The organism is Zooshikella ganghwensis DSM 15267 (assembly GCF_000428585.1).
Lineage (GTDB): Bacteria > Pseudomonadota > Gammaproteobacteria > Pseudomonadales > Zooshikellaceae > Zooshikella > Zooshikella ganghwensis.
In genome coordinates this window covers 21,135-46,934 of sequence record NZ_AUAF01000029.1, presented here as the reverse complement: position 1 = coordinate 46,934, position 25,800 = coordinate 21,135, and the positions used below count along the sequence as shown (strand labels likewise).

The following is a 25,800-nucleotide window of genomic DNA, read 5'->3' as shown; positions in this document are numbered from 1 at the left end:
TTCCGTTTTTAACTGCTTTGAGGAGTAGCCATTTCGACTGTTTTTTTCGGTAGGTTGGGCTTGTTTGCTATCATTTAAGTATTCTTCTAACTCTGTATTAAGAGCTGTTTCAATCGTGACCTTTTTGAGCATTTGTGCAAATTGATTGAGGTCTTTTTCTGTTTTAATGCCCTTGGCGGCTTTTTTAGCAAAGGCTTCGAGTTCTTTTTGAGTCACCATAATGGCCTATCCTTATACATTGTTAACATTAAGAGTAGGCGGTTACACAGAATCTTTTACAGTCTCCTTTATAGTAAGGCAGTAATGTTCTTATGCTTTTATATTTCATAATTTACTCACCACTTGTTGTTTTGGGTATAGATTTTTTTGTTTATTTTCTGGTTCAAAAATGATGATTTTATTCCCTTAATCAGTACCCTAAACCATTGTGATTATTTCTTGCAATTGTCCAATAAAAATCAGTTTTTTTATTAATATAAACATTGTTTTAGGAGTAAGTTGTCGGCGATTGTGGCAAATTAATACTGACTGATAGTCCTCCAAGAGAAGGATGATGTCCTTTAAAGTTTATTGTTCCTTTATAGTATTTAATTATATTTTCGACAATATTTAAGCCTAAACCATGTCCTTCAACTTGCTCATCCAACCGCTTTCCTCGCTTAATGATCATGTGCAGTTGATCGTCATCTATACCAGGACCATCATCATCAATAGTTATTGTGAATGTATTTTCTTGTGTGGATATGTTTAATAATACCGTTGATTTTGACCATTTACAGGCATTGTCCAGTAAGTTACCTAATAATTCCAGCGCATCTTCTCGGTTAATATGCAGGCGATTTGGCCACTGATGAGGTTGCCAGTCAATACGAGTTTGTTTGTGTTGATAAATAGTATCCAAGCTGTGTATTAGATCCATCAGGTCATTTTGAGGGTCGAATAGTGCACCTGGTAATATATTGCCAGCCAGTCTGGCTTTAGTAAGAGTTTGTTCAGTAAGCGCACGAATGGTATTGGTTTGCTTAAGTAGTTGGGACTTTACAGGATGATCGTTTAACTCAGTTTGAGCGAGTTGCTGGATCACCGCCAGAGGTGTTTTTAGTGAGTGCCCGAGATCACCAGTTGCATTACGACTACGACTTAATAGCGCTGCAGTATTTTCCAAGAGTTGGTTAATCGTTTCAACCAGAGGAATTAACTCCTTTGGGGTTTGACTGGTTGATAATGTAGTAAGCTCACCATTTTTTAATGATTGAATAGATGTAGCAAGAGAGACTAATGGCTTGAGACTTTTCTTTAAGAGCCATTGTTGTAATAGAATTAAGACGATTAACACAGTAATAAGTCCTGCAACTAAACTAAGGGTTACTACTTGAAAATGGTGCGTGAGCACACTTACATCTTCAGCCACAGTGATAGTAAACTGCAGTCCTTTTTGTGAAAATCCCTGACTTAAAAGAATAAGTTGTTGGTCATCTGGCCCGGTAATTTCTCGTCGCAATCGTTTACCTGCTGCTAACTGGGGTTGAGGGATAGATGAAAAATCCCAAAGAGAGCGGGATTGCACTCTTTGATTGTGGGTACTGATAATAAAATAGTGCCCAGAATAAATATGTGAGTAGTAGAGGTTAAGTTTATCCTCATCGAGAACAATTTTTTGCTGTTGAATCTCAAGTGTGGATACAAGTGATTCAATTTCACTGTTAAGCCGAGTATTAAAAAAAGTTTTATAGGTATTATTAAGTGTTAAATATGTGAGCAGGGTTATGATAATCGATAATAAGATAACAGAGCCAGCTAGTCCCCATGTCAGTGTACGGCTGATGGATTTCATGAAGCATTTCCACGAAAAATATAACCCTGCCCACGACGAGTTTCTATGGCTTCTTTGCCTATTTTTCGACGTAAATGAGCAATATAAACTTCCAAGACATTACTGTCTTTATCATCATCGTAAGCGTAAAGCTGTTCAGTCAGTCGTTGTTTACTGAGGACTTTATTGGGGTTTAACATGAAAAAACGCAAAAGCCTAAATTCCATTGCCGTTAAATTATAGGTTTTACCTTGAAAGTTAAGCTGTTGCTTTTCTTCATCAAGACTGATGTGACCGTGTTGAAGGGAACTACTGTTTTGACCATGATAGCGGCTAATAACAGCATTTAGACGGGCTAGTAATTCTTCCTGATAAAATGGCTTAGCCAAGTAATCATCTGCACCTGCTTTTAATCCTTCAACGCGCTCATACCACTCGCCTCGCGCGGTGAGGATAATGACAGGCACTTTGTTTCCTTTATTACGCCATTCTCGGAGGACTGTTAAACCATTAATATCTGGTAACCCTAAGTCTAAAATAATTGCAGCATAGTCTTCCTCTTGCCCAAGATGTAATGCATCCACACCGTTTTCACAGCTATCAACAACGAAGCCAGCTTGTTGCAGAGATTTTGCTGTACTCTCCAACAGGGTTTGTTGATCGTCAACCAGCAAAATACGCATGCTTAATCATCCTCTTCGACTTCCGTGATTTCACCTGTCTGTGCATTAAGCTCAATCTCCCAGATGATGCCTTGTTCATCAAGAATCTTAAACTCATATTCGTAGAAACCATCATCATACTCTAATTCAGCATCAAGGAGTTTTCCTGGATGCTGTTGGCGTGCAATAGCTAATAATTGATTAAACGGTAAAATGATGCCTCTTTTTTGTAAATCTTGGGCTTGTTCTGGAGATAGGTTTTCATCGCTGTGAACAGAAATGGCTAAGCATAGACAAGTGAAGCATAAGCTGAGTTTGACTGCTGCTGTAGTAAACTTCATTTTGACTCCATGCTGCCCAATTTATAGTGTATACCTTGGCGTATTATAGTTATTAATATTTTACTTTTTAGCAATATATTGAAGGAGCTTAAATAATAAACAGAGAGAAGGCTGGGTTAGCCTTTCTCATAATACACTGATGATTATGGGTATATTGTTAATCATCAAGTTCCATTTTAGTCACTGCACCAGTTTGAGCATTCACTTCTAACTCCCAATAGGCTTTTTGTGCATCGATAATCGTGAACTCATATTCGTAACGGCTATTGTCTTGCTCCAATTCAGAGCGAATGATTTCTCCTGGCTTGGTTTTTAAAGCTTGAGCCTGTAACACCGCTAAGGGTTTGATGATGCCTTGCTCTTCAAGTTGCTTAGCTTGGGTTGGGCTAAGGTCAGTGTCAGCCAAAACGTGACTGCAGGCAAGTACTGATACTAAGCTGGCAATTAGTGTTGTTTTCATCGTTAAACTCCATCGTGGGTAGTTGATGGGTTTAGTATATCTATCTTAGCTTAACTCAAGCTGAATTGGGCTTTTAAGGTTCACTTAAGGTTTCTGTCGACAGATCAAAAGTTAGTATTACTATACTCACAGCGAAGGATTTTTAGGGGCGGCCGTCAAGCGATGAAGCCCCCGGAGCTTATATTAATAAGTGACTGGGGTGGCAGTTAAATGCTCCTGCATAAACTGCATTCCCACCATCCTTGGTGGTCAAGAGCGAAGGCAACAAACCCTAAAATTGATTCGCGAAGGGTATATAAGGACTGATTGTTAAACACTATAAAACTGCTGGCAGCTATAGCAGTATTGTTTTCCTTTAAAACGCCGAACGTGCTTTAGACAAAAGCGGGCAACAGTTTCACTAATATCTGTATTACATTTTGCGCACTGGTATTGATTGGTAGAGACCGCTTTAACTTCATTGATTGGGACAATACCCAGCCGCTGAAAGTAATCTGTCTTTACTGGGGAGTGGTACGATACTAATGCTTCTGCAAATTGCTTAAGTTTTTTACTGCTGATTGTATCTTTGCTTGTCGGAAGGGAAGCCTGCTGGGTATCGATAAATTCAGCAACCTGGTCAGCATGAATAATGTGGTCAACATCAAGTTGAGGGCGTTGTGGACGACGAATGAATGAGCTTGAGGGTACAAGTACACCGTCAAGAAATATTGGAGACAACGATTTGAACAGTTTGCGTGCTCGTATACCCTTATTGCTAATAAAGTTACAGAGGGCAGCTTTTTGTTTTGCATTTTGAGCAAGCGGGGATTCAATGACTTTATAGCCTCTTGAGGATACTACTTGAAAAGTACCATCATTGGTAACCGTTAAGCCTGGATGAAAGCTTTTGGATTTGAAGAAAAAGCATTGTAAATGGCGGTTAATCAGGAGATGGCTTGGCTGTATAAGGTAACTGCCTTGCCAAAGACGAAGTTGGTGGATGACAGCCCAATCTTTGTTATCGCTAAAGTGGTGATCAATAAAGTAAGCACTATTTTTCTCTACTTGGTAGTCATGCTTTAAAGATTTAAGCCATATCTGTACTTGTCTTGATTGTATGTTATTCAGCCCTAAGCTGTGGATATACTCTAGCTGCTGTATGTGCTCATGGATAGAATCTGCTGCTTTGATAATCATGCTACTGCCACTTTACTTAACTAAACCTGCTTGGGTACTCTGCGAGAGCTGTTTATCTAGTCTTTTTATCTGGCATCTCACCACATAAAATTATACGCCTTGTAAATTATTTTGATAGAGCTACAGTACACGGTCGAGTGGAATGATCATTTGCTGTTATGTTTAAGATGATTGCTGATATATTTAATTGATTTAGTTAGCAATTTTGCTGGTCAAAATGAATACAACTTTAGTCTTGTACGCATTTTGTTTTATATTGTCTTTCTAAAGTAGTTTCTAAAACTTTATTTATATACCCTTCGTTGAGAATATAGGTGCATATTCTCGATACCAAAGGTGAAGTGAAAGTGCAGGTCTTGTTTAGTAGTAATGGTGTAGGTTGCGTTGCATGGCACGAATAGTTCCCTGGTTTCAAGGTGCTGATGTAGGTTGTTATACAGATTGCGTGAATGAAAATAGCCGTGATCATGTATTATCTATTATTAACTACTGGCGTAAGTTGGCACTTTTTTCTGGTTCCGAGTTAGATCAGAAAATACTACAGAATGGCTCATTACAAGCGATTACGCTTGATATGCTGTTAAGTTCAGATTTTAAACTTCCTTGGTTATTAAAGGAACAATGCCTGCATCAATCACAGCGCGGCTACACGCTGCTTTTATTGCCCTATGAAAAGAGTTATCTATTTAACAAGGTATCTGAAATATTTTCCTGTGCGGATACTTCTTTAGACAGATTTATACGTCGAGAACATGGTATGTTTGATGGCATAAACTGTTATGCCAGCTGTCAATTAACAGGAAATGGCCAATTAGCTTCGCCATATCTACAGGTAAGTACACAGCCTTGGGCTTGTGGTCAATTACGTTCGATTTTAGTTAATGAGTTTCAGTGGGATGCATTTGAGAAAGCTGACCAAGATCTCCTTGATGGATTATCAACATGGTATGATCAAGCGAGTGGAGTATTAGATAATACACATCTATTGAGCCTGGTGAGGCTTTTGCAGCAATGGGCTGGGGTGGCGCCAACGGGTAAATATGTTGTATATCTAGTCCCTAAAGTACAGTTGCCGCGGTTGAGCAGAGCGTATGCTTTCTCTTCAACTAATAAGCCGATTTCTATCGCTTATGATCCGCAACTTGCTACGCTAACGGAAATATACACTCATGTAAGAAAGCGTTATAACCACCAGCCTTTCTTGGATTATTTTGGCCAAGTAGATTCAGCGCCTTATAGCGCAGTGCGATTAGAAGAAAAAGCCGGGAATGAACACACGGAAGTATTGGGTGAAATTTTACGGAATCGTGCAAGAGGACTAAGAAAAAGCAGCCATATTGATGACCCAGCTTTACAACCAATATTAACAAGAGTGCTTGATGGTAAACTGAAAGAAAATCTATTTTGTATCAGTTCTGTGATAAATACTGAGGGCTTTTCACTATGGCAGGATACTGTTGCAGATATTTTGGTTCGAAAGGCAAAGGTATTGAGTGAGTTTGCAAGCGCACGTAATACTATCACACATACAAAACAAGTTGTATTTAATGGTCAAACATACTCAATTGCTGGTTTTGATAGACGTATTTTAAGCAATCATACACTGATGACAGCCAATTTACCCAGCTCAGATGAGGTGAAGTTACACTGGTTAAAACAGTTGCTGCCTGGCAAAATAAGCAGAGAAAATGGAGTAGGTGAATTACTAGAATTTTATGGTATTAAGGGTATTTCTGCGTCTGAACTGTTAGTGGGTGCAGCCGAACTAGGATATGACCTTGAAGCAGTTGATAGCTTCAAAACCTCAAAAATAAATTTTTTACAAAAAAATAGTGAGTGTCAGTCGCTTAGTCATAATATTCATAGCCTATTTAAGTTATACGAAAAATTAGGGCAAGAAACGCTCCATTATGAAACAAAAAATAATAATGATTTAAGCCAGAAACAAGAACAGTATCAGTCTGTTGTAAAGTCACTACAACAGATAACTAAAGAGTTGGAAGAAAGCTTTAGTTACATTCGTTGGTTAAAGCAACAACTTATCATTACTGAGCAGCAGGCACCTAGCTATTTATCGCGTATATATAACCCGAAAGCGTGGAAAGACTACCGTGACAAGTTGGATGAGTTACAACAGCAGCTTTTAAATTGTGAAAAGCAAACAACAGAACTAGAAAAACAAAAGCGTCTTGTGCAGTTACGTTATGATGCTCTGGCACCAGAAATGTCAAAAATTAATATTAAGCTTGAAACTCAAAAGCTTCAGAAAAAAAAGCTTAAAGAAGATTACATAGCTCTTTTTGCAGCTTTGGCAGGATGTGAGCTGGACTGTAACTTAGAAGTGCTGCCAGACCCTCGTGATATTCAAGAGAGTTTATGTCAACAGTATAATACTAAACAGACAGCGCTTTATTTGGCAGCACTACAATTGCATGCTGCTTGGATTAATGAGCTTGTGGAACATGAGTTAGTTGCTAACAATCTTTTACTTATCAATGCGATTAAAAAAGGTTATGCAGAAGAAATTCAACCAGAAGTATTTACTGCGGTATGGCAGCTGTTAGGTGTATTAAATCCTGTGTTAGTTACTCCACATAATAATATAGACAGTTTATTGTTGTATTTAAGACGTGGAGAAATAGATTGGTTGTTGGTTAATCATGGTGAGTCATTTTCTCCTGCAGTTGCTGCATCAGCAATATGGTGTTCTAGAAGTATTGTGCTGTTAGGTAATCCTTTTGAGGCCACTCCAATGCAAGCAATACCTGCTGAGTTACATCACGTGTTGGGATTGAATGCAGTAGGTGCAGATTATGTATGTTGGTCACCTCAAAGTGTAAGTGCTTATAGTATCGCAAATCGATATTCTAGAGAGAATAAACAGGTTGTGTATAAAAACGACAGTGATGAATACTGTTTGAGTATGCCACTGCAGCATGTAGGGTATTTTTTAGAGGAGCTTCAGTGTTTTTGGCGAGAAAGCTTGCCATCATGGTTTAAGTTACAGTGCCTTAGTCAGTCTGAAAAAGCAAAACCTTTTGGGCAAAGTATGTGGATTCATTTAGAAGATCATTTTGACGAAAGGAAATGCTTTGCTTTACAACAAAAACTCGTTTTGCAGTTTGTAGTGGCACATTATTTAGAAGAGCAACAATTACCGGATATGTATATCGTTTGCCAGGGGCAAAATGAGGTTGAGATACTGCAAAAATGGATTGCTGAGCCTTTACTTTGGCACCAGTATCTTTCTCGACAAGAAATAAATCTTTCAACAGAAAAGTTAGATGAGTGGGCTAAGCAGTATATATGTAGTTTGCAGACTGCCCATCAATGTCAATCAGAGTTTCTTGTTCTGTTGATTCCTATTAATGGGCTATTTGAGGACTGGTTACAGGAATATCCAAATTTTCTGCTTTCCTTGGTAGGGCAAACAAGTCAGGCGATTTACTTTTTGGGACCTCATCATCTGGCTGAAAAAAATGATCAGCTTTGTTTGCTACAACAGCAGCTGGCTGTGCGCAAACTACCTCCTGCGTTTTATGATGAGGTATTGGATGATTATCCTCATGAAGCTAAACAGATGGCTTAAAAGACGTTTGTGTTACTCAGGAACTAAATAACGATGTATTGTCCGGTTATACTGTGGGCTTAGCTTTTCTTGTAGAAATGGTAATAGTGTTGCCAGCTGGGAGTTAAGCTGCCAAGGTGGGTTGATAATAAAAAGCCCGCTTCCTGTCATTCCGTGTTCAGTGGTGTCAGGAGCTATACAGTGCTCAACCTGCAGAATATTGCGGACCTTGCTATTTCTGAGTTGTTGTTCCATATAATTGACTCGACCGCGTTGTACAACAGGATACCAGAGTAAAAAAGTACCCGTATTGAAACGTTTGTACCCTTCAATGAGCTGTTTAGTAGCTGTCTGATAGTCTGTTTTTACTTCATAAGATGGGTCAATTAATACTATACCTCTTTTGATGTGTGGTGGAAGTGCACTTTTTAACGCTGCAAAACCATCACTTTGCTCAATACGAACATGTTGTATTTTTTTAAAAAGTGTTTTGAGTTTTTCATGATCTTTAGGATGAAGTTCATAAAGACGCATATAGTCCTGATCACGTAAGTATTGCTTTACCAGTAAAGGAGAGCCAGGGTAGGTTTTTAGCCGCTTACCAGAATTGAGCGCGTGGATGGCGGTAAGATAAGGCTGTAACTCTGTAGGAAATGTTGTGAGCTGCCAAAGTTGACTAATACCATTTTGGAATTCTTGGTTCTGTTGAGCTTTAGATTGTGAGAGTGAATAACTTCCTGCACCTGAGTGAGTATCCAGATAGAAAAAGGGTTTATCTTTTTTGATTAAGTGTTCCAAACAAAGGCTTAACACTGAGTGTTTTAAAACATCAGCAAAGTTTCCAGCATGAAACGCGTGTCGGTAGCTAAGCACTATAGAGCCCTACATAAGTCAGTGATGAAGGCATTATATACTGTTTATCGTTGAGTTTTGAGAGTGCTGTAATACTATTGTGCTTGCTAGAAAAATGACCATATAGCGCTTGGCTGCTAGGGAATATAAGTTACATCCAAAGGTAAAACAGATAGCCTGAAAGTGTAATTACTGTCGTATTATTGCTTGGCTTCTGCTTCTTTAGCAGGTTCAGGTGCTGGTGGTGTTATTTGTGAGAGTGCTTCAAGTATTTGGTAAGCCAGATTTTTATTCTTTGGTAATGCTATTTGCATATCGTTAAAGTCTTCAATAGATTCTGGAATAAGGATGTCCTTAGCTAGCGTATTTTTTCCAAATAGTATCGTCAGTTTTTTGCCTGCTTGCTCTGATGCAGTTTTGGTCATATTTTGATTTGCTTGTTCTTTCAATGTGAGGTTTAAAAAGAGTTGTTTTTTAATGCCTATTCTTAATGCAGCATCCTGAACATCTGCCTGTGTAACTTTGACTGTTTCATCGCCATATTTAAAGATGAGAGGCGTTTGAGCTAGTGCGCTTACTGAACAAGCAAGACAAATTATTAACGCAGCAAAGTATTTGACAATTCCCATTTTATTACCTCAGTTGCGATCACGGTAAGTCAGATACCTGTGACTACACATATAGAGGATAGTTTATATATAAACTATGTTGTGTTAATGGTTTGTGTAGAACTTCTCACTCTATACCCATACACCTTATAACATCGAACCTTAGACGAATAATGTATCAACGCACTTTGGGCTATGCCGTCATATGTGGTCTGTGGTGGTACCGGTGTATCTTTAACCAGCCTTGAAAGAGTTCAAACAATAGTATCAGTATTAAAGGAGCAGTAAGAAAGATTCCAAGTGACTTTTGATAGGGTAAAGAAGTAACAAGCAGCTCATTGTTCAAATAACTAACGGCAGGCTGATACTTATCGAAGATGACATCTAAATAGTCACCTTCAATGACTTGCTGGTAAGGGGAGAAAGATAATTGAGTATCTCTTATATAACGTCTGCCGTTAACATGATATTGATATTGAACCCAATATCGAGTGTGAAGATGTTCTACTTGGTTGTTACAGTTATAGTAACAAGGTTGGCTAAGCTGGTCTGTATATAGTTTGCTGATTTGGCCATAGATATGCTCGCCTTTGGTTAAGACTGAGTTTATCTGATAATAGTTTTGCAATGAGATGAAACCAATGATAAACAGCACTAATGAGATGAATTTAAGCTGAAACATTGCTGAACCCTCTCCTTTGCTGATGAAGAACAGATGTAGGCTGTTGGGTCACATTCCCTGTATTGGCATCATAATCATAATATAGTAACCATGACTATCCTGTTATGCTGGCTGATTTACTTTACATATTTAGTTAAGTGATTAATTTCTTTGCTTATTGTCAGTGTAGACGATGCCTCTTTATTGTGAAAACAGTTCATGATTATTAGTAGGTTTTTTCAAAATTTATATGCACACTCTATAAGAATAAATTTTTTAGAATTTTTCTTGCTATGAGGGTTGTTTGAGTATGTAGGGTTTGGCGGATTAAGTAAGCTTTAAGAAATAAAGTTTTATTATATTTTTGACGTTGTTTTGCGGGTTTGTTTTGTAGTGATCTATTTTTATATGCCCAAAACGAAGGGTTTTTAGAGGCGGCCGTCAAGCGATGAAGCCCCCGGAGCTTATATTAATAAGTGACTGGGGTGAGGAGTGCTGACAACAAACTCTAAAAATGATTCGTGAAGGGTATATTATCTTTTATGTTGGCGAGAAAGTACTGTTTTTATAAAAATAATAAAGTGGTGTAAGAGTAAGCGAAATTAAAAGCAAAGGTTGTTTATTTTATAGTGCAAATAAAGAACTTAAATCAAGAAATTTATTTAGACATATAGGTAACGGTAATCGGTTTGAATGATATTGGCATCTCACTAGTTTGTACATGTTTAGCGAAATGGTAATTTGTCATTTTTTAAAGTGATCTACGACAAGGTTAGGATTGACTGGAAACGTTGTAACAAAGTGTAAGACTGTAAAAAAAATCATAGTGGATCTATGTCAACAAAAGGAACAGCGTCAAAAAAGTAACGCAGCCAAAAAAAGGAACGCCGTCAAAAATAAACAGGGAAGATGTTATTACTTTCTTTTACGCATGAATCACTAGCATAATTCTGTGGCACCAGATCTGTTATGAAGGAATTGTAAGCTTATAGTGTAATGAGTCTTTGTCTGGGTATAGGGAGTCAGGAGACATGTCTCTTGATACTGTTAAACAATTACTTGATTCATACAGTTGGTTAGTTTGTTCTCTAGCCCAATACGAACTGCTGAGTGAAGGTAGAAAGCAAGATTTCGTTACCCTTATCTAGTAATTACTCTTTGGAAATAGCTTAAGAAAGCTAATTTATTTTGATGTGGTTAAAAATGGTTAATATTTGTTCATTAAATATTAATAATTTGTATCAGTTGTGTGTTTGAATTTATTAAGCACTTAAAGAATTAATTGCATTAAGTTAGTGAATTTTATGTCTTAAGTTAGTAAATTAAATTCCTTTGTTTTATCAATGTATTAGTTGATTGAATCTTGATAAAAATCACTTTATTTGCTTTTTTTTGATTGATTTATTTTTATAAAGCGATATCATTTGAGTCGCATAACTACTGCTTAAACAAAAATAATTTCTGATGGACTGATTTTTTGCCCGGTTAACTACCGGGCTTTTATTTTTGGTTTTCAATGTACGTTTAAACGTGTAGAATAAGCAACTAGTAGCTGCATTACGCTGCTATATCAAGAAAACGTTATTGGACTATATCAGTCTTGCACAAGATAATAAAAAGTCACAGATAACTATACTAAGCTTAGAGTGTGTCAGGTTTGCATAGGCCAAACCTGACTTTCTTTTGTGCTCTATTCCTTTCAAAGCTCTGCTCTATATATCTCTTGCTGGATAGAAAACACTCTTTCTGAATATGCTTTTTTGCTTACTGCTTTTATATGATATGAATGCGATGAAGATATTGAATTTAGGTGTTTAACTAGGCTAAATCGTAATTAATGAATTTATTTCATTAACGAAGCCGGTTAAAGCAATACAAATATGTTTGTATATCTGCTTGATTATAGGTAATTAGGTTCAGGTTAATTATTTTTAACATAGCGGGTAAAGGCATTGTACTCAATGGACTGACAAGATAAGCTCTTGCTTATACGAGCTAATACAGTCTTTGGTATACCCTTCACGAATCATTTTTGGGGTATAAAATATACCAAGTGACTTACATGCCAAGTTGAAGTTAAACACTGTGCTGTCATTACGAGGGCAATTCATTATGCAACAACATGTTTTAGCTGCATTGCAAGAGGCTGAGTCTGCATTAACGCAACTTCTGAACAATACAGAAATGCTGAAGACAATTGCTAAGGCGGGAGAGACTATAGCTGAAGCCCTCAGTCAGGGCGGGCATATATATAGTTGTGGTAATGGCGGCTCAATGTGTGATGCTATGCACTTTGCTGAAGAATTATCTGGCCGTTATCGATTAGATAGACCAGGATTAGCTGCAACAGCAATAAGTGATCCAAGCCACATTAGCTGTGTATCAAACGATTTTGGTTATGAACACATTTTTGCTCGTTATGTACAAAGTCATATGCGTTCAGGTGATATTTTATTAGCAATTAGTACCAGTGGTACGAGTAAAAATATTGTTGCTGCTGCTGAAGTTGCTAAACAAAAGCAAGTCAAAATCATTGCGTTAACAGGACGTCCTGACTCTACTTTGGGTAATTTAGCGGATTTTGATATTTGTACGCCAGGTGGGCGCTTTGCTGACCGAGTACAAGAGCTGCATATAAAAGTCATTCATATATTCATGGAGCTGGTTGAACGCAGGTTGTTCCCACACCTTTACCAAGAGTAAGCTTATCAATATTTGCCTTATGGAGCCGAGGCTTGCTTACTATACCCATTCCTCCCAAGATTGTTGATGGGCGCTGCTATTGATAAGTTTTTGGGTGAGAGCGGTTGATTATGCTGATATTAGCTGCATTTGCTCTCACTTAAGTGAGCAAGATTGTGCAATTACATGCTTCTCAAGGTGCTTCCCATTTGTTTCGTAGTGATTACCCCCTCTTTTGCTATACCCTCTAATAGCGACCTAAGGAACGCATTGTAGTTTTTCGATGTGCGTTTGTATCCACACTTTTATTGCGAATAAATAATATACAACAAGTCGTTGCATTTCATAGAGTTACAATTTGATGAATTGATTTAAGCGAAACCAGAAAAGTGTCACGGCATTGGGAGTAGTTTTTTTTATGCTATGCCAGTACTTATTTGGTTAGATGGTATTTAGTATGTGCAGATACAATCAGTTCATTCGAGCAGCGATTTTTGTGATTGTTAGCTGTACTGCCCCTTTTAGTTGGGCTGATCTTGATACCCAGGATAAAATAAGCTTAAGTCAAAGTTTATCAGTACTCTCACAAAAGTGGAGTCAGCCTGCCGCGAGTAAAGCATTTAAAATCTTTCGTAGTCCTCGTTACGAGAGGTATGACTTTCAAAGATTCTTTACTAATTACTTTGAAAATCAGCCATTTACTGAACAGTTGCGAACGTACTTTGATTACTTAGGGTTTGTCTGGTCGTTACCCAATGTTCAAAAGAAAGTGAACCCAGCTTTGGCCGCTGCGATTCAACGTAATCTAATGAGTTTATGTGACACGCCAAAGAATTTTGTACAGTTATCCGTCCAAAAACAGTCTTCAATACTCAATCAGGCCAGGTTTCTCAACCTGTACTCTAAAAGTGCTTCTAAAAAGCAGAAAAAAGCCCTTTATGGATTTTATAAGGGCTGGCTAAAGACAGCACATGATGTCCAGATTGAGCAATCTTTCTATTGGGTTTTGCATGCTCAGCTGCTTATTAATGCGCTTGACTTATTTTCGTTGAATGTAGAGCAGCGCATGGCATTAGCGGATGCTGCTGCACTAACAGGAGAACATAGGCGTCTCTGGCTGCAGCATGGTGTTGTATTGTTGGAGCAGCAAGCGTTAAGTGATCAGCAGAAGCTGTGGATTATCAACTATTTGGAAAGCTTGCCTATGGGCTTACATAATCTACGGTATATCGCTTTGTCTGCACGACTAGAAAGAGAAAATGGCGCTCATTTTGAGCTGACTACCGCTGGTCAAGGAGTGGTGATCGACAATAAGTCCAGTGACCCGATTCTTCCTGGTATGGCTGACTTGGATCCTTTCTACATTGCCTTAGCTAAGGGGGTTAGCCGAGTGATTGACTTGTATAGTGTGCAAGGTAACGTTGAGTTAAAGAAGCGAAAACAAGGCTTACTTGCTGATGCAGGACTTGATACACAGCATTACCTCGTCGCTCCCAGTGAAAGGGGATACTTTGTCGATAATCCCAGTGAGTTTTTTGTCATGATGGGATTGTACTGGAGTTTTGATAGCTATAAGTCTCTACAGTCTGCCATTAACGCTTGGCAGCACGGAAATCGCCACCCTCTTCATCACGTGTTATTTCTTACTGATGTTTACTCAAAGGGAGAGGGTGCATTACCGTTCTTCTATTTTGATGCTAAGCAAGGACTTGAAACACAAGAGGTAAACATTAAGCGTGATGCTAAAGGCAATATAGTAGAGCTGGTTGTGGGTAACGATTTGTATGCGTTCTACTGGAAGTCAGGGTTAGTTTACCGGGTTGAGCAAGTTAAGCTGATGGATAAAACCTTATCCATATAAGAAGCAAGCTGGCTGAATAAGTGAGAGGCTAGCAATTAGCCAGAGAGATATCGTTCAAAATTGCTTGTCTTTTTGTAGTGTGAAATACCTAGTAAGCGTGAGAAATGTCTTAATCTTACTAATGAGTATTGGCAAATAGTGAAACTGAGTGTATAGTGGCCAGTCATTTATAAAGCTACTATTTTTCACATCAAAACATAATAGTGTAATGCTTACCATCTGGACTGAAGCTTTAAGGAGATTCCTGGCCCAGCCTTCCCGCCGGATTAATGGTTATATTGTGTAGTGCATACGTTGCTGCTAGGTGAAAAGCTTGCAACGGTTTGCCTATTTGATTTGACGATACCTGTATACGTCATTACAATCCGCGCGTACGGTTTGAACAGTGTAAACTTGAGGTGACCCTACATAGACTAATCTGAAGCAAGCCAAAAGGATTATCAGCACCTTTATTGAACCATAAGGCTTAAGCATGAGCTTTAACGCCTGAGTCTAGTGAATATTATTGAGCTAGATTTAACTGAGTGTAATACCTCCCACTGCGTTATTTCTCATGCGAATACTGCTATTTATAGCTTTAATAGAGTGGCTGGGACCATAGCTAGTAACATGATTACTAATATAAATCCTTGGATTCAGAGAATATGCTATTCAGTGTAATAGCTTATAGTGCATTGAGGGTATTGGGTTTACTGTTCGTAGTACTTATGGTTAAGCAATGAAAATAATACAGGTAGAACGACTTGGAGCTTTTCCTGTATATGTTAATGTTTAAAGAGTATTTGCTATTGGAGTAGTTAGGCATAGATCATGACAGACACTGTTAATTTCGAGCAAATTGAACGTTTAGAACAACTAATGGCTGTGGAGGAAGACATTCGCTCCTCCTATGAGGACAAACTAACAACTTTTGAAAAACAAGTAGAATCATTAAAAAAACAGCTTCAATCTGCTAAAGCGGAAAGTAAACAGCTTAATAATCAAGTCTGTCAGCTACAAAAGAAAATCAAGCAAGCTAACACTGACCAGTTAAAACGCAAAAACCTTGATTTTAAAAAGAAAAATGAAGAGCTGACGAAAGGTAATCAGCTACTTAAGAAAAAAGTCTCTGAGTATAAAGAGAAAGTGCAGAGCTTGACTCAGGAACTTGAAAAAGCCAAGCAAGCAACTGAAAATCAAGAGCCTACTGCCGAAACAACTAATGAAGTAAAAGCAAGTAGCAAAGTTGAAAAAGCTGTAGTAGAGCCTGTTTACACTTCTTCTAATGGTAATTGGAAAGTTTTCCCAATTGAGGAAACTGACGCAGACCAATACCCTGAAAATGCTAAATTCAACATCCTTGATTGCCGAACTGGTTGCACTAAGGTAGCTATTCTGGAAGATAATGAGTTCCAGTTACCAGCAATTAGTCGTATGCCACAAGATGTTAAAGCATTTATAGATGAGTCTTTAAGTTCATAAGTGGCCCCTCTCATACAAGTGGGGGCACGTAAAAGCTCCCCCACTTTCTCCTAAAAAGCTATTAAAGCTGCTGGTTTTATCAATAATACTTTGTACTTAACTTTATAATACTGCTATTGGCAAGTTTGTCTTAGCTAAATACCACAGTTGTCAGATATCTTGTGTTGCTGATTAAGTTAATACTAATATCTTTACGCTTAAAATTTTGTTTAACAAAGATTAAGAAGAGCAGCTGATTTGAATTGCTTTGCTCCATTCTGGAGCTTGTTTTGCGTAATCCTCAAACTCAGGCTGTTCGTCAAATGGGCGGGATAAAATCTTAAGAAGCTTGTCTATTTCACCATAGTCTTTTTGTTCTGCTTTCTCAATAGCAGTTTGTGCTAAATAATTACGTAAAATGTATTTGGGATTGACTGACTTCATTATACTTACGCGTTTTTGTTCACTGGTTTTTTCAGTCAATAAGCGTGTTGCATAACGTGTAATCCATTCATCAAACTGTTTTGTATCGTGAAAAAGTGTTTTGAGTTTTTTGGGTTCTTGATAGGGCTGGTAGTCACTAAGATAACGAAAGAATAGAGTATAATCTGGCTGCTGATCTTGTAATAACTGAAATAAATCTGTAATTAAACTTTCGTCAGTGGTTTTCTTTTCAAAAAAACCTAACTTTTTTTTGATTAGCGCATCGTAGTGTTGAAAAAAATAGTCAGGAAATTTGCTAAGAGTGGATTTAATATCCTCTGCTTGGGCAAAAGGTAATAACGTTTGTCCCAAGCAGCTACAATTCCAGTACGCAATACTTGGTTGCTGATTGAAGGCATAGCGTCCCTGATAATCTGAGTGATTACAAATGTAGCTGGCATCAAAATTATCCAAAAAACCAAATGGTCCAAAATCAAAAGTCTCGCCAATAATCGACATATTGTCTGTATTCATGACACCATGAGCAAAACCAAAGGCTTGCCATTTAGCAACTAATTCAGCTGTTTTGCGAATAACTTGATGGAAAAAATAAACATAAGGAGATTCTTGTTCTATGGCATCACTAAAATGTCGTTGAATGACATAATCGGCTAGCTTTTTTAGTGCATCATGTTGTTGGGTGTAATAAAAGTATTCAAATGTTCCAAAACGTATATGACTTTGGGCTAGTCGAATAAGCGCTGCACCAGACTCTACTTTTTCCCGATAAACAGCTTCATCGCTGCCAAAAATACATAGTCCTCGGGTGCTGGGTATGCCCAAATGATAAAGTGCTTCACTCCCTAAATATTCCCGTATTGTTGAGCGTAATACTGCACGGCCATCGCCATCACGAGAAAAAGGCGTAAGACCTGCGCCTTTCAAATGAATATCCCATCGTTCCTGCTGTTTATTTAATACTTCTCCCAGCAATAAACCTCGTCCATCACCTAGCTGAGGATTGTAACTACCAAATTGGTGGCCGGAGTAGACCATGGCAATAGGGTCCATCCGAGTTAAGGGAGACTGCCCACTGAATGCTTTAATAAACTCAGCGCGATACTGTTCAGTGGGAGATAGGTCAATTAATGCTGCTGCTTGGGGGTTGAAGCTAACTAGGTGAGTGGATTGCAGGGGTGTAGGAATGATTCGCTGAAAAAAGGTTTTCTCAGAGAGAGATGTTACAAATGAGTTATCAAAAGGTAGCTCGTTTGTTGAATACATGGCTTAACCCTACTTGATCCATATACTCTTCACTTAAAGTATACCGCTTCGCAGCGGGCAGCTGCTTGTGGGTAAAAGGTAAAGAGTTGAACGGTAGTGTACCTGCTTTTCTGCCGTATAGAACCCAAGAAAAAGTAGGGTTTATCCCCAGAAAAGACAACTGTCTTCTGGGGATAAAAGCAATTTAACTACTAAGCGTTGTCGCTTCCATCGGTGTCATCATCTGAGGCCCTTGGCTTAGGCTGAACCAATGGAGACTTACTATTGTCGGGTAAGCTACGAATATGAATATCCCGTTGTGGAAAAGCAATTTCAATATGATGTGCTTTAAACATTCGGTCAATTGCTCTAAGTAACTCATCTGAGGTTGGTAGTCGATCACGCAGCTCTTGTACGTGGACTCTTAATTCATGATCAAGTGTACTATCACCAAATGTGGTGAAAAACACTTGAGGTTCAGGGTCGTGAAGCACTTTAGGATGTTCATAAGCAGCTTTAAGCAGAAGCTCTTTGGTTTTCTCCAGATCTGAACCGTAGGCAACACCGACACGGATGATGATACGTGTAATAGGGCTGCTTAAGCTCCAGTTGATCAACCTATCGGTGACAAACACTTTATTTGGGATGATGATTTCTTTATTGTCCCAATCAGTAATTGTTGTGGCACGAATGCGAATACGGGAGACACTACCATGTTGTTCACCAATGGTAACGGTATCCCCAATACGGACTGGACGCTCAAATAGAATAATCAAGCCTGATACAAAGTTGGCAAAGATTTCTTGCAGGCCAAAACCTAAGCCCACACTGAGAGCTGCAACCAGCCACTGTAATTTGCTCCATTCTAACCCCAGCGTGCTGAGCGCCATGACGGTGCCCACACCGGTTATAAAGTAACGCACAATTGTGGTTACAGCGTATGAAGTACCTTGGCGTAGCTTCATTTTTGACAGCAAGGAGATTTCCAGCAAGCCGGGTAGGTTTTGGCTGAGAATTAATGACACACCAAAGATAATTATGGACAGCAATGCATCACTCAGGTTGAGCGGAATAAGGGTTTGCTTGCCATCAATTTCAGATTGGTATTCCCACAGGTTGATAGTGTCCAGATACTCAAAAACGGGTAACAGGTTAGACCAGATGGCATAGAACGCTATAACCAGCAACGCCAGCATGGTCGCATTAATTAACCGAATCGATTGGTTATTGATGGACTCCATGTCAATAACAGGTTCTTCGAAGGTTTCTTGAGCTTGCTCAGGATCACGACTGGCTGCACGTTTTTCTAAGGCCCGTTGAAACGCTAAGCGACGGGCTGCCACATGCAGATTTCGGACAATCAGCGCGTGTATCAGTACCCAAACAGAAACCAGGTAGAAGCTATTGATAAAGTGATGTTGCAGGGTTAGTGCGGTATAGAAATAGCCGAGTAGTGTTAATACCACAAAAACCAGGGGGGTGATAATAATGCTGTAAGCAATTAAATAGTGAATCACCTTTGACTTAAAAAGGTATAACGGCGGTTGTAGTAAACGAAATAAGCCCAAACTTAAAACCAGTGCGGCGATCATAAAAGGGATTTGCCCAATAATTTCACGATCAAGTTCGACTAACAGTTCTGAAGAAACACGTGTAATAAATGCTAGTGGTATTAACGCTAAGGCTATTAATCGAATATTTTTATTGAGGTGGGACGTTAACTCCTCTGACCACTTAAAGTGTGTCTGACAGACGCCATTTGATTTAGTCATATAATGCATCATAGCCAGGGCAAAGGTAGCAATAGCTAAAGATGAAAGACCTTCACTGAGTACATGTACAATTAACTCCCGGTTTTCTTCTTGCTTTAGGAAGACACCTATAAACATGAGTAGGAGAGGAACAGGTAAGGCATGAAAAGCAGAGATAGCAATGCCCTTTGGGCTTACCATGAGGTCATCTCGCTGTACCTTACCTACTTTATCTGCCAGCCATTGCTGATAGTCCTTAAGCGGACGATACCTAAGTACAGTAAATACCAGTAATAATGTAAATAAAATAGCCAGTGGCCAGCGTTCAATCAGGTTTACTCTAAACACCTCCCACGGATTACCTTTAATATCTCGAAATTCAACTTTTGCAAGTTTTGGTAAGCTTTTAAACCACTTTGTATCAATGGGTTTGTTACTGGCAATCCAGAAAAGTTGTTTCTCCAAAGATGCAGCAAGCTCGTCCCGGTTTTTCTTAAGCTCTTGCTGGTTCAGTTGTAGGGTAATCGCGATACTGAGAAGTTTATTTTGTTCAGAAATAAGGTTATCCAGTAATTTTTCACGAAGCTGAATTAGCTTTTCCAACTCGGGTTTTAGGGTTTTAATAACCTTTAAATCTTCAGTAAGCGTCTTTTGTTGCTTTTCCAGAGAAGCAATTTTCTGGCTAAGCTCTGAAGGTGCTGATGGCTCTTCAGGCTCTTTTTCTTTAGCATTCTCGGCTGTATTGTCCGATGCTTCAGGCTGTTCTTCTGGGGGGGGAGTGGATTCTTGTTGACTCTCTTGCTGTTTCTTTTCTTCCTGTAATTGTTGTGCTTTTAGCTCTTCAAGTGCCTTGCTGACTTCTGATAACTGTTTTTCTACATCAGCAATTGCACTGGTATGAAGTTGCTCTACATAGGCCTTACTGAGTTCTTTTTTCTTTTCGGTATTTTGGAACTGATCAAAACGTGAATTAGCAATGAGTTCTGGCAGGTCGTTGTGTAGTTGAATTTTGGGGAGCGCCTGTTTTTGCTGGCGGAGAAATTTACCTAATACAGGTGAGTCGCTCAGGATCGCAGTTTGCTGATCAATGGACTGGCCGATTTGTTTAATAAACTGCAATTGTTGAGTGATTCCGGAGTTCTTTCGGTTTAACTCCGTTAAATTATCTGTTACTCGAAGCAGTGACTTACTAAGCTGTATATTAATTTTGGCTTGTTTTTTTAAAATAGGGTGCGTATTTTCGGATGATTTAGTTACTTCAGATGCTGAATCGAGCACTTTCTGAGTTTCAGCCCGCCGCTTGGTAATCACTAAGTCATCAAGTACCTTAATTTCTTTTTGTAGAATCTTCGCTTGTTTGCCAAGTAGTTCTGATTTGGCATTAAGCAAACCCAAGTACTCACTGCTATGGCGCTTTTTCAGTCGTAATACAGAATTTTCTCGGCGAAGATGTTCTATTTGAGAAAAAATAAAGTGCTCTGTTTCTTCGGCAAATTTTGGTGGTTTTTCACTACCTTGTAGTTTACGAAGCTCGTCATTCAGAGTGTCAGTTTTCTTTTGGTTGGCGGCCATTTCAGCCTGGGCCGTCTCAGGTAATTTTTGAGTGATTGTAATTAGGTCACTGTTTCTATCCAGCTGACTTTGTACATCAGATAGGTCGGCTTGTTTTTCGCTGAGAATATCCTCTAAACGGTCAAGCTCATGTTTTTCATAGCTTTTTCGCAGAGCTGCTTTTTTGGGAATAGATAACTTGCGAACATCTTGTTCTAACGACCTAATTTGCCGTGGGATATCTGCATATTCCTGGCGTAGGTTATGTAAACGCTGTTTTTCCTGCTCAACTTGCTCAAGCTTTTGTAATGTGTCTTGTAGAACATCACGAAGTGCTTCCTGCTCTTCAGAGCTTAGTTTTTTTTGATCAATTGAGTCTATAGACTTTTTAATCAACTCTTTGGAAGGAAGCTTAATATCTGTCGAGGCGGCTTCTGCTATCGCTTTAGGTAAAGAGTTTAAAATACAGAGGCTGAGTAATAAAAAAAGCCAAACTCTAAATGACACAAAAGTACATCGCTTAAGGTGGGCGCTCATAACTTATAAGGCTCTTTTTGTGTTTACGAAAACTGTCAAAATAAAAGAGTAGTATTGTAAACGAGTTATTGGTCAACAGTAGGCGGCTAATACATTTTTGTTATTTTGATCGCACCTTGTTTAGATATTAATAGCGCTATGCCATATTAACTTGAACGGTCATGCAGCTTTTAGGTGGGGCTAAAGTTAAATTTATAACCAAGTTGAACTCATAACACAGTCAAACTTATAACAAAATAGTCCCCTAATATGTTGTGTTTTAGCAACCCCACCAGTTTATTGCTCTAGGCCCTAGTTACTAAAAAGGGCCAAAGGTGGCTCTTGTAAAGCGGCCAATTGTTCGCGTAACTCTAGAATATGTTCAGACCAGTATCGAGCAGTATTAAACCAAGGAAATGCTTTAGGAAATGCAGGGTCAGTCCAGCGGCGGGCAAGCCAAGCGCTATAATGCATGATTCTTAAGGTTCTTAAAGGCTCTATCAATTTTAGCTCTGCTAGATTAAAGCTCGAAAATTCTTCATAGCCTGAGAGAATCTCATCAAGTTGCTGTATTTGTTGGTGACGATCACCTGAAAGCAACATCCATAAGTCTTGAATACAAGGCCCTGATCGGCAGTCGTCAAAATCGACAAAGTGGGGTAACTCATCTCGCCACAGAATATTCCCTGGGTGACAGTCGCCATGAATACGTTGTATCTCGATACCTTGAGTTGGCCACTGCTTTTCTAGTGTCTCAAGAAGATCTCGTCCCAGAGTTTCGTAAGCTGTTTTTAACTCGTAGGGTAGCAGGTCTGAGTTTAAGAGATATTGGTAACTTGCCTGACCAAAACTGGCGATATCAATGCTGGGGCGGTGGCTAAACGCTTTAACGCGTCCCACCTGATGAATACGGCCTAACATTCGACCCAGAATCACTAAGTTGTCCATGTTATCCAGTTCTGGGGCGTGTCCTCCTTGTCGGGGAAATACCGCAAAAGCAAAGTGATTATGAGTGTGAAGACTTTGTCCATCGGCGTTTTGCCATGGGCAGACGACAGGTATCTCCAGCTCTTTAAGCTCAAATAAAAATTGATGTTCTTCTTTTATTTGATTGGTTGTCCACCGCTCTGGGCGATAGAACTTCACAATAACAGGTGACTGTTCTTCTATACCAACTTGGTAAACACGGTTTTCATAGCTGTTTAGGGGAAAGATTCGGCCATCACTCAAAAAACCAAGTGACTCAACCGCATCAAGAACACAGTCTGGGGTTAGGGTATCGTAAGGGTGGTTTTTGGTAGCGATTTCCTGAGTTTCGTTATGCATAAGCCACCCCTTTAAAATCTTTTGATACAGACTCTTTCAAAGACTGCAGACTAAACTGTTTGGTTCAGCAGAGCAATGCTTTTGACTTGTAAGTAAACAGGCATCCCATTGCATAACTTCAGCTGGTCTTTAGATTTTTGAGTAATACGCGAGAGTATGTGTTGTTCTCCACAAGTAACCTGCACAAGTACACTGTGGCTGCTTAGTGGGGTGAGTTCAGTGATAGTTCCATGGAGAATATTTAGGATACTGCTGCCTTCCGGTCGGGCCAGGCTTAAGCTTACATCACGTGCGGGCACTTGCAGTCTTATAGGACAACCACAGTTAAACGGTAGGCGCTCAACCAAGAGTGATTGGGGACCAATATCCAGCTGTGTTAAACCATAGTGGTCATCATGGTTGACGACAGTACCAACCAATAATGCCCCGGCATCTGCTGGGGAAGATAAAAACTGATGTGCTTGTTGACTCAATGTAAGTAGATCACCAGCCAGTTGGATTTGTCCTGATGACATCACAACAAGCTCTCGAGCAATGCGATACAGCTCGTTGATTTCATGACTGACATAAAGCCATGGAATGGGCCAGCGCTGGCTTAGCTGGTAAAGCCAGGCGGTAATTTGCTGTTTACTTTGTTGGTCGACCGCCGAGAGGGGTTCATCCATTAACAGCACAGATTCAGCACTCAATAATGCCCGGCCTAGGGCTACTTTTTGTCGTTGACCTCCTGAAAGCTGGTTTGGGTAAAGGCTGAGTAAGGGGGATAGGCCTAGTTCATGAATTACTTCATCAATATCAGGTGAGCCAGTGCTGATACCAGATCGCCAGCGCTGGCTAAAGGTCAGGTTGGCCAGGCAGTCTAAATGTGGAAATAAGCGAGGTTGTTGAAAGACATAACCCAGACCACGCAGATAATTTTTGGTTAAAGCTTGTTGCTGGTTATGCCAGTAGCAGTTGTTATAAATAACCGCACCATTCAGCTCGGGTTCTAGTCCTGCTATGCAATTTAGCAAGGTTGACTTGCCACTACCTGAAGGCCCAAAAATTCCTGTGATACCACCTGACTGAAATGTGTAGGACAAATCCAGTGTAAAATTTTGCTGGTGATCTAGCTTAATATCTAACTGCAGCATGATGTGTTGTTTACTTAAATAAATGAATTGTTAACTAACGGAGCTAAACCTCTTTTGACGTTTATTTCCTTGCAAGCCATAGACAAGCCACAACACGGCTAGTGAAAAGACGACTAAAACCGCTGCCAGCCAATGGGCCTGGGTGTAATTAAGTGATTCAACATGATCAAACAGTGCAATGGAAATGACTTGGGTTTTTCCGGGTATATTCCCCCCCAGCATCAGAACGACACCGAACTCACCAATGGTATGCGCAAAACATAAAGTGGCAGCGATGATAAAACTGCGTTTGGTGAGTGGAAAAATGACTCGGGTAAAAACATTCCAAGGTGATGCACCCAGCGTAGTCGCTGCTTGAAGTAGGCCATGATCGATTTGATGAAAGCCACTTTGTAATGGTTGTACCGCGAAAGGCAGCGAATAAAAAATGGAGCCGATGACCAGCCCACTAAAATTAAAAGCCAATGTTGAACCTGTCAGTTGTAACCATGCACCGCCGACGGGGCTATCTGGTGAAAAAAGTAATAGCAGATAAAAGCCCAGCACGGTGGGAGGTAAAACCAATGGCATGGCTACCAATGCCTCTATAAATGATCTGGCTTTACTTCGTGTGTGACTTAGCCACCAGGCAATAGGTGGTGCAAGTAGCATGAGCAGTATTGTAGTAATCAATGCTAGCTTGAGTGTAATGGTGATAGCGGCAATATCGGTAGCACTAAACATAAGTTAATAAGTCAGCTTTAAGGCGATTATAAATAAGAAGCTATCTTGTATCAGTTCACTGATATACCCTTGGCTGTGGGTGTTATTAGTTGACTTTGCGTGTTGCAATAGGAGGCTTAGCTTCATTCTGGCAAATCATAACCTGCTTGTTTGATTATTGCTTTGGCCTTTTTACTGCGAATGAAGTTAAAAAAATGCTGAGTGGCTGTTGATGCCTGACTGCGTTTAAGGATGACAGCTTGCTGTTCTATAGGCTGGTACCAAGCCTGTGGAATTTCCCATGTTTGACCCCGTTTAATAAATGGCAGCTGTGCTTTGGCAATAAAGCCCGTTGCTGCATTACCTGTTTGGATAAATTGAAGAGCTTGTGCAATGTTGTGTCCCATGACAAGTCTGGGGTGTGGCCACAAATTCAGTCGTTGTAATACTTGCTGAGCCGCTAAACCGTAAGGTGCTGTTTTAGGATTGGCAATACTAAGCTGGGTGCTTTCTTGCAAAAGCTGTTTTATGTTTTTTGAGTGGATAGAGTCAGTGTACTCCCTGGACCATAAAACTAATTGGCCATGAGCATAGGTTATACGTGAGTTTGGGTAGATAAGGCCTGCTTTTTCTAATAATTTTGGGCGAAGGCTATCTGCCGCAAAGAATGCATCAAAAGGTGCGCCTTGGCGAATTTGGGTAAATAAGACACCTGTCGCCGCGCTACTAAGTACAATCTTTTGGTTTTTATTGAGTTGCTGGTAATGATTGCTGAGGCTGCGAAGGGTTGGCTTAAAATTGCTGGCTACTGCAATGGTAATTACGTTTTTTGTAGCGAGTGAAGCATGTGAAAATGTGGACTGGCTTATTAATGCTAAAATGATCAATGCTAAAACAAAAAAGCGTAAATGAGCCGCCTCGTGAGAGAAATATCGATGTTGTTGTCTAGTTGCTTTTAACCCCAAGTGATGTGCATTTTTCCAGCAGCACATAATTGCATCCTTTTCA

Annotated in this window: 19 protein-coding genes; 4 read left to right on the top strand and 15 right to left on the bottom strand. The window is 39.5% G+C overall.

All coding sequences use genetic code 11. The features are described from left to right. The 6 genes from F607_RS0108990 to F607_RS0108965 form a co-directional block, all read right to left on the bottom strand. Nucleotides 1-216 (bottom strand): transposase (locus F607_RS0108990; protein WP_027707829.1); only part of this gene is annotated, 216 nt, incomplete at its 3' end. 271 nt (nt 217-487) lie between these two features. Beyond that, nucleotides 488-1,834, bottom strand: coding sequence for an ATP-binding protein (locus F607_RS0108985; RefSeq protein ID WP_027707828.1), 1,347 nt, complete (start codon nt 1,832-1,834; stop codon nt 488-490). Next, nucleotides 1,831-2,496, bottom strand: coding sequence for a response regulator transcription factor (locus F607_RS0108980; protein ID WP_027707827.1), 666 nt, complete (start codon nt 2,494-2,496; stop codon nt 1,831-1,833). The genes F607_RS0108985 and F607_RS0108980 overlap by 4 nt, the downstream gene beginning before the upstream one ends. Before the next feature lie 2 nt (nt 2,497-2,498). Further along, a complete protein-coding gene (locus F607_RS0108975) occupies nt 2,499-2,816 on the bottom strand; it encodes a PepSY domain-containing protein (RefSeq protein WP_027707826.1) in 318 nt (105 codons plus the stop codon). A 157-nt stretch (nt 2,817-2,973) separates the two neighbouring features. Continuing rightward, complete coding sequence (locus F607_RS0108970; protein WP_027707825.1) at nt 2,974-3,276, bottom strand: PepSY domain-containing protein; 303 nt, start codon at nt 3,274-3,276, stop codon at nt 2,974-2,976. A gap of 309 nt (nt 3,277-3,585) precedes the next feature. Beyond that, nucleotides 3,586-4,455 carry a nuclease-related domain-containing protein gene (locus F607_RS0108965; protein ID WP_027707824.1) on the bottom strand — a complete coding sequence of 290 codons (870 nt, stop codon included), beginning with the start codon at nt 4,453-4,455 and terminating at the stop codon, nt 3,586-3,588. Nucleotides 4,456-4,843: 388 nt separating this feature from the next. Here F607_RS0108965 and F607_RS0108960 point away from each other — a divergent pair, with 388 nt between their 5' ends. Then, nucleotides 4,844-8,044: a hypothetical protein gene (locus F607_RS0108960; RefSeq protein WP_027707823.1), complete on the top strand. Its 3,201-nt coding sequence runs from the start codon at nt 4,844-4,846 to the stop codon at nt 8,042-8,044. Nucleotides 8,045-8,056: 12 nt separating this feature from the next. On the opposite strand, the gene F607_RS0108955 is transcribed toward F607_RS0108960, so the two are convergent. The 3 genes from F607_RS0108955 to F607_RS0108945 form a co-directional block, all read right to left on the bottom strand. Beyond that, nucleotides 8,057-8,896, bottom strand: coding sequence for a 23S rRNA (adenine(2030)-N(6))-methyltransferase RlmJ (locus tag F607_RS0108955; protein ID WP_027707822.1), 840 nt, complete (start codon nt 8,894-8,896; stop codon nt 8,057-8,059). 179 nt (nt 8,897-9,075) lie between these two features. After that, complete coding sequence (locus F607_RS0108950; RefSeq protein WP_027707821.1) at nt 9,076-9,504, bottom strand: hypothetical protein; 429 nt, start codon at nt 9,502-9,504, stop codon at nt 9,076-9,078. A gap of 172 nt (nt 9,505-9,676) precedes the next feature. Further along, nucleotides 9,677-10,165 (bottom strand): hypothetical protein, encoded by a 489-nt coding sequence (locus F607_RS0108945; protein WP_027707820.1) that lies wholly within the window; start codon nt 10,163-10,165, stop codon nt 9,677-9,679. A 2,091-nt stretch (nt 10,166-12,256) separates the two neighbouring features. Between F607_RS0108945 and F607_RS0108940 the strand changes: the two genes are divergently transcribed. From F607_RS0108940 to F607_RS0108930, 3 genes are all read left to right on the top strand, one after another. After that, nucleotides 12,257-12,847 carry an SIS domain-containing protein gene (locus F607_RS0108940; RefSeq protein ID WP_027707819.1) on the top strand — a complete coding sequence of 197 codons (591 nt, stop codon included), beginning with the start codon at nt 12,257-12,259 and terminating at the stop codon, nt 12,845-12,847. Between the two features lie 436 nt (nt 12,848-13,283). After that, the gene (locus tag F607_RS0108935; RefSeq protein ID WP_027707818.1) at nt 13,284-14,687 is read left to right on the top strand and encodes a hypothetical protein; all 1,404 of its coding nucleotides are present in this window, start codon (nt 13,284-13,286) and stop codon (nt 14,685-14,687) included. Between the two features lie 810 nt (nt 14,688-15,497). Continuing rightward, complete coding sequence (locus tag F607_RS0108930; protein WP_027707817.1) at nt 15,498-16,148, top strand: hypothetical protein; 651 nt, start codon at nt 15,498-15,500, stop codon at nt 16,146-16,148. Nucleotides 16,149-16,367: 219 nt separating this feature from the next. Here F607_RS0108930 and F607_RS0108925 read toward each other — a convergent pair whose 3' ends face one another. The 6 genes from F607_RS0108925 to modA all read right to left on the bottom strand — a co-directional run bounded on the left by F607_RS0108925 (nt 16,368) and on the right by modA (nt 25,784). Beyond that, on the bottom strand, nt 16,368-17,834 hold the full coding sequence (locus F607_RS0108925; RefSeq protein ID WP_027707816.1) for a protein adenylyltransferase SelO: 1,467 nt from the start codon (nt 17,832-17,834) through the stop codon (nt 16,368-16,370). 191 nt (nt 17,835-18,025) lie between these two features. After that, nucleotides 18,026-21,652 (bottom strand): mechanosensitive channel MscK, encoded by a 3,627-nt coding sequence (locus F607_RS28860; RefSeq protein WP_051311183.1) that lies wholly within the window; start codon nt 21,650-21,652, stop codon nt 18,026-18,028. Nucleotides 21,653-21,943: 291 nt separating this feature from the next. After that, nucleotides 21,944-22,957 (bottom strand): serine/threonine protein kinase, encoded by a 1,014-nt coding sequence (locus F607_RS0108915; RefSeq protein ID WP_027707815.1) that lies wholly within the window; start codon nt 22,955-22,957, stop codon nt 21,944-21,946. Nucleotides 22,958-23,007: 50 nt separating this feature from the next. After that, nucleotides 23,008-24,090, bottom strand: a complete 1,083-nt coding sequence (gene modC, locus F607_RS0108910) for a molybdenum ABC transporter ATP-binding protein (RefSeq protein ID WP_038290747.1) — start codon at nt 24,088-24,090, stop codon at nt 23,008-23,010. A gap of 30 nt (nt 24,091-24,120) precedes the next feature. Next, nucleotides 24,121-24,813 carry a molybdate ABC transporter permease subunit gene (modB, locus tag F607_RS28855; protein ID WP_038290745.1) on the bottom strand — a complete coding sequence of 231 codons (693 nt, stop codon included), beginning with the start codon at nt 24,811-24,813 and terminating at the stop codon, nt 24,121-24,123. Between the two features lie 122 nt (nt 24,814-24,935). Further along, complete coding sequence (gene modA, locus F607_RS0108900; RefSeq protein WP_051311181.1) at nt 24,936-25,784, bottom strand: molybdate ABC transporter substrate-binding protein; 849 nt, start codon at nt 25,782-25,784, stop codon at nt 24,936-24,938. Nucleotides 25,785-25,800: the final 16 nt, after the last annotated feature.

Coding starts and splice junctions, on each gene's coding strand:
- modC (WP_038290747.1), bottom strand. CDS start 24,090: ATGCTGCAGTTAGATATTAAGCTAGATCACCAGCAAAATTTTACACTG.
- F607_RS0108935 (WP_027707818.1), top strand. CDS start 13,284: ATGTGCAGATACAATCAGTTCATTCGAGCAGCGATTTTTGTGATTGTT.
- F607_RS0108940 (WP_027707819.1), top strand. CDS start 12,257: ATGCAACAACATGTTTTAGCTGCATTGCAAGAGGCTGAGTCTGCATTA.
- F607_RS0108985 (WP_027707828.1), bottom strand. CDS start 1,834: ATGAAATCCATCAGCCGTACACTGACATGGGGACTAGCTGGCTCTGTT.
- F607_RS0108945 (WP_027707820.1), bottom strand. CDS start 10,165: ATGTTTCAGCTTAAATTCATCTCATTAGTGCTGTTTATCATTGGTTTC.
- F607_RS0108915 (WP_027707815.1), bottom strand. CDS start 22,957: ATGCATAACGAAACTCAGGAAATCGCTACCAAAAACCACCCTTACGAT.
- F607_RS0108975 (WP_027707826.1), bottom strand. CDS start 2,816: ATGAAGTTTACTACAGCAGCAGTCAAACTCAGCTTATGCTTCACTTGT.
- F607_RS0108980 (WP_027707827.1), bottom strand. CDS start 2,496: ATGCGTATTTTGCTGGTTGACGATCAACAAACCCTGTTGGAGAGTACA.
- F607_RS28860 (WP_051311183.1), bottom strand. CDS start 21,652: ATGAGCGCCCACCTTAAGCGATGTACTTTTGTGTCATTTAGAGTTTGG.
- F607_RS0108960 (WP_027707823.1), top strand. CDS start 4,844: ATGGCACGAATAGTTCCCTGGTTTCAAGGTGCTGATGTAGGTTGTTAT.
- modB (WP_038290745.1), bottom strand. CDS start 24,813: ATGTTTAGTGCTACCGATATTGCCGCTATCACCATTACACTCAAGCTA.
- F607_RS0108965 (WP_027707824.1), bottom strand. CDS start 4,455: ATGATTATCAAAGCAGCAGATTCTATCCATGAGCACATACAGCAGCTA.
- modA (WP_051311181.1), bottom strand. CDS start 25,784: ATGTGCTGCTGGAAAAATGCACATCACTTGGGGTTAAAAGCAACTAGA.
- F607_RS0108925 (WP_027707816.1), bottom strand. CDS start 17,834: ATGTATTCAACAAACGAGCTACCTTTTGATAACTCATTTGTAACATCT.
- F607_RS0108930 (WP_027707817.1), top strand. CDS start 15,498: ATGACAGACACTGTTAATTTCGAGCAAATTGAACGTTTAGAACAACTA.
- F607_RS0108970 (WP_027707825.1), bottom strand. CDS start 3,276: ATGAAAACAACACTAATTGCCAGCTTAGTATCAGTACTTGCCTGCAGT.
- F607_RS0108950 (WP_027707821.1), bottom strand. CDS start 9,504: ATGGGAATTGTCAAATACTTTGCTGCGTTAATAATTTGTCTTGCTTGT.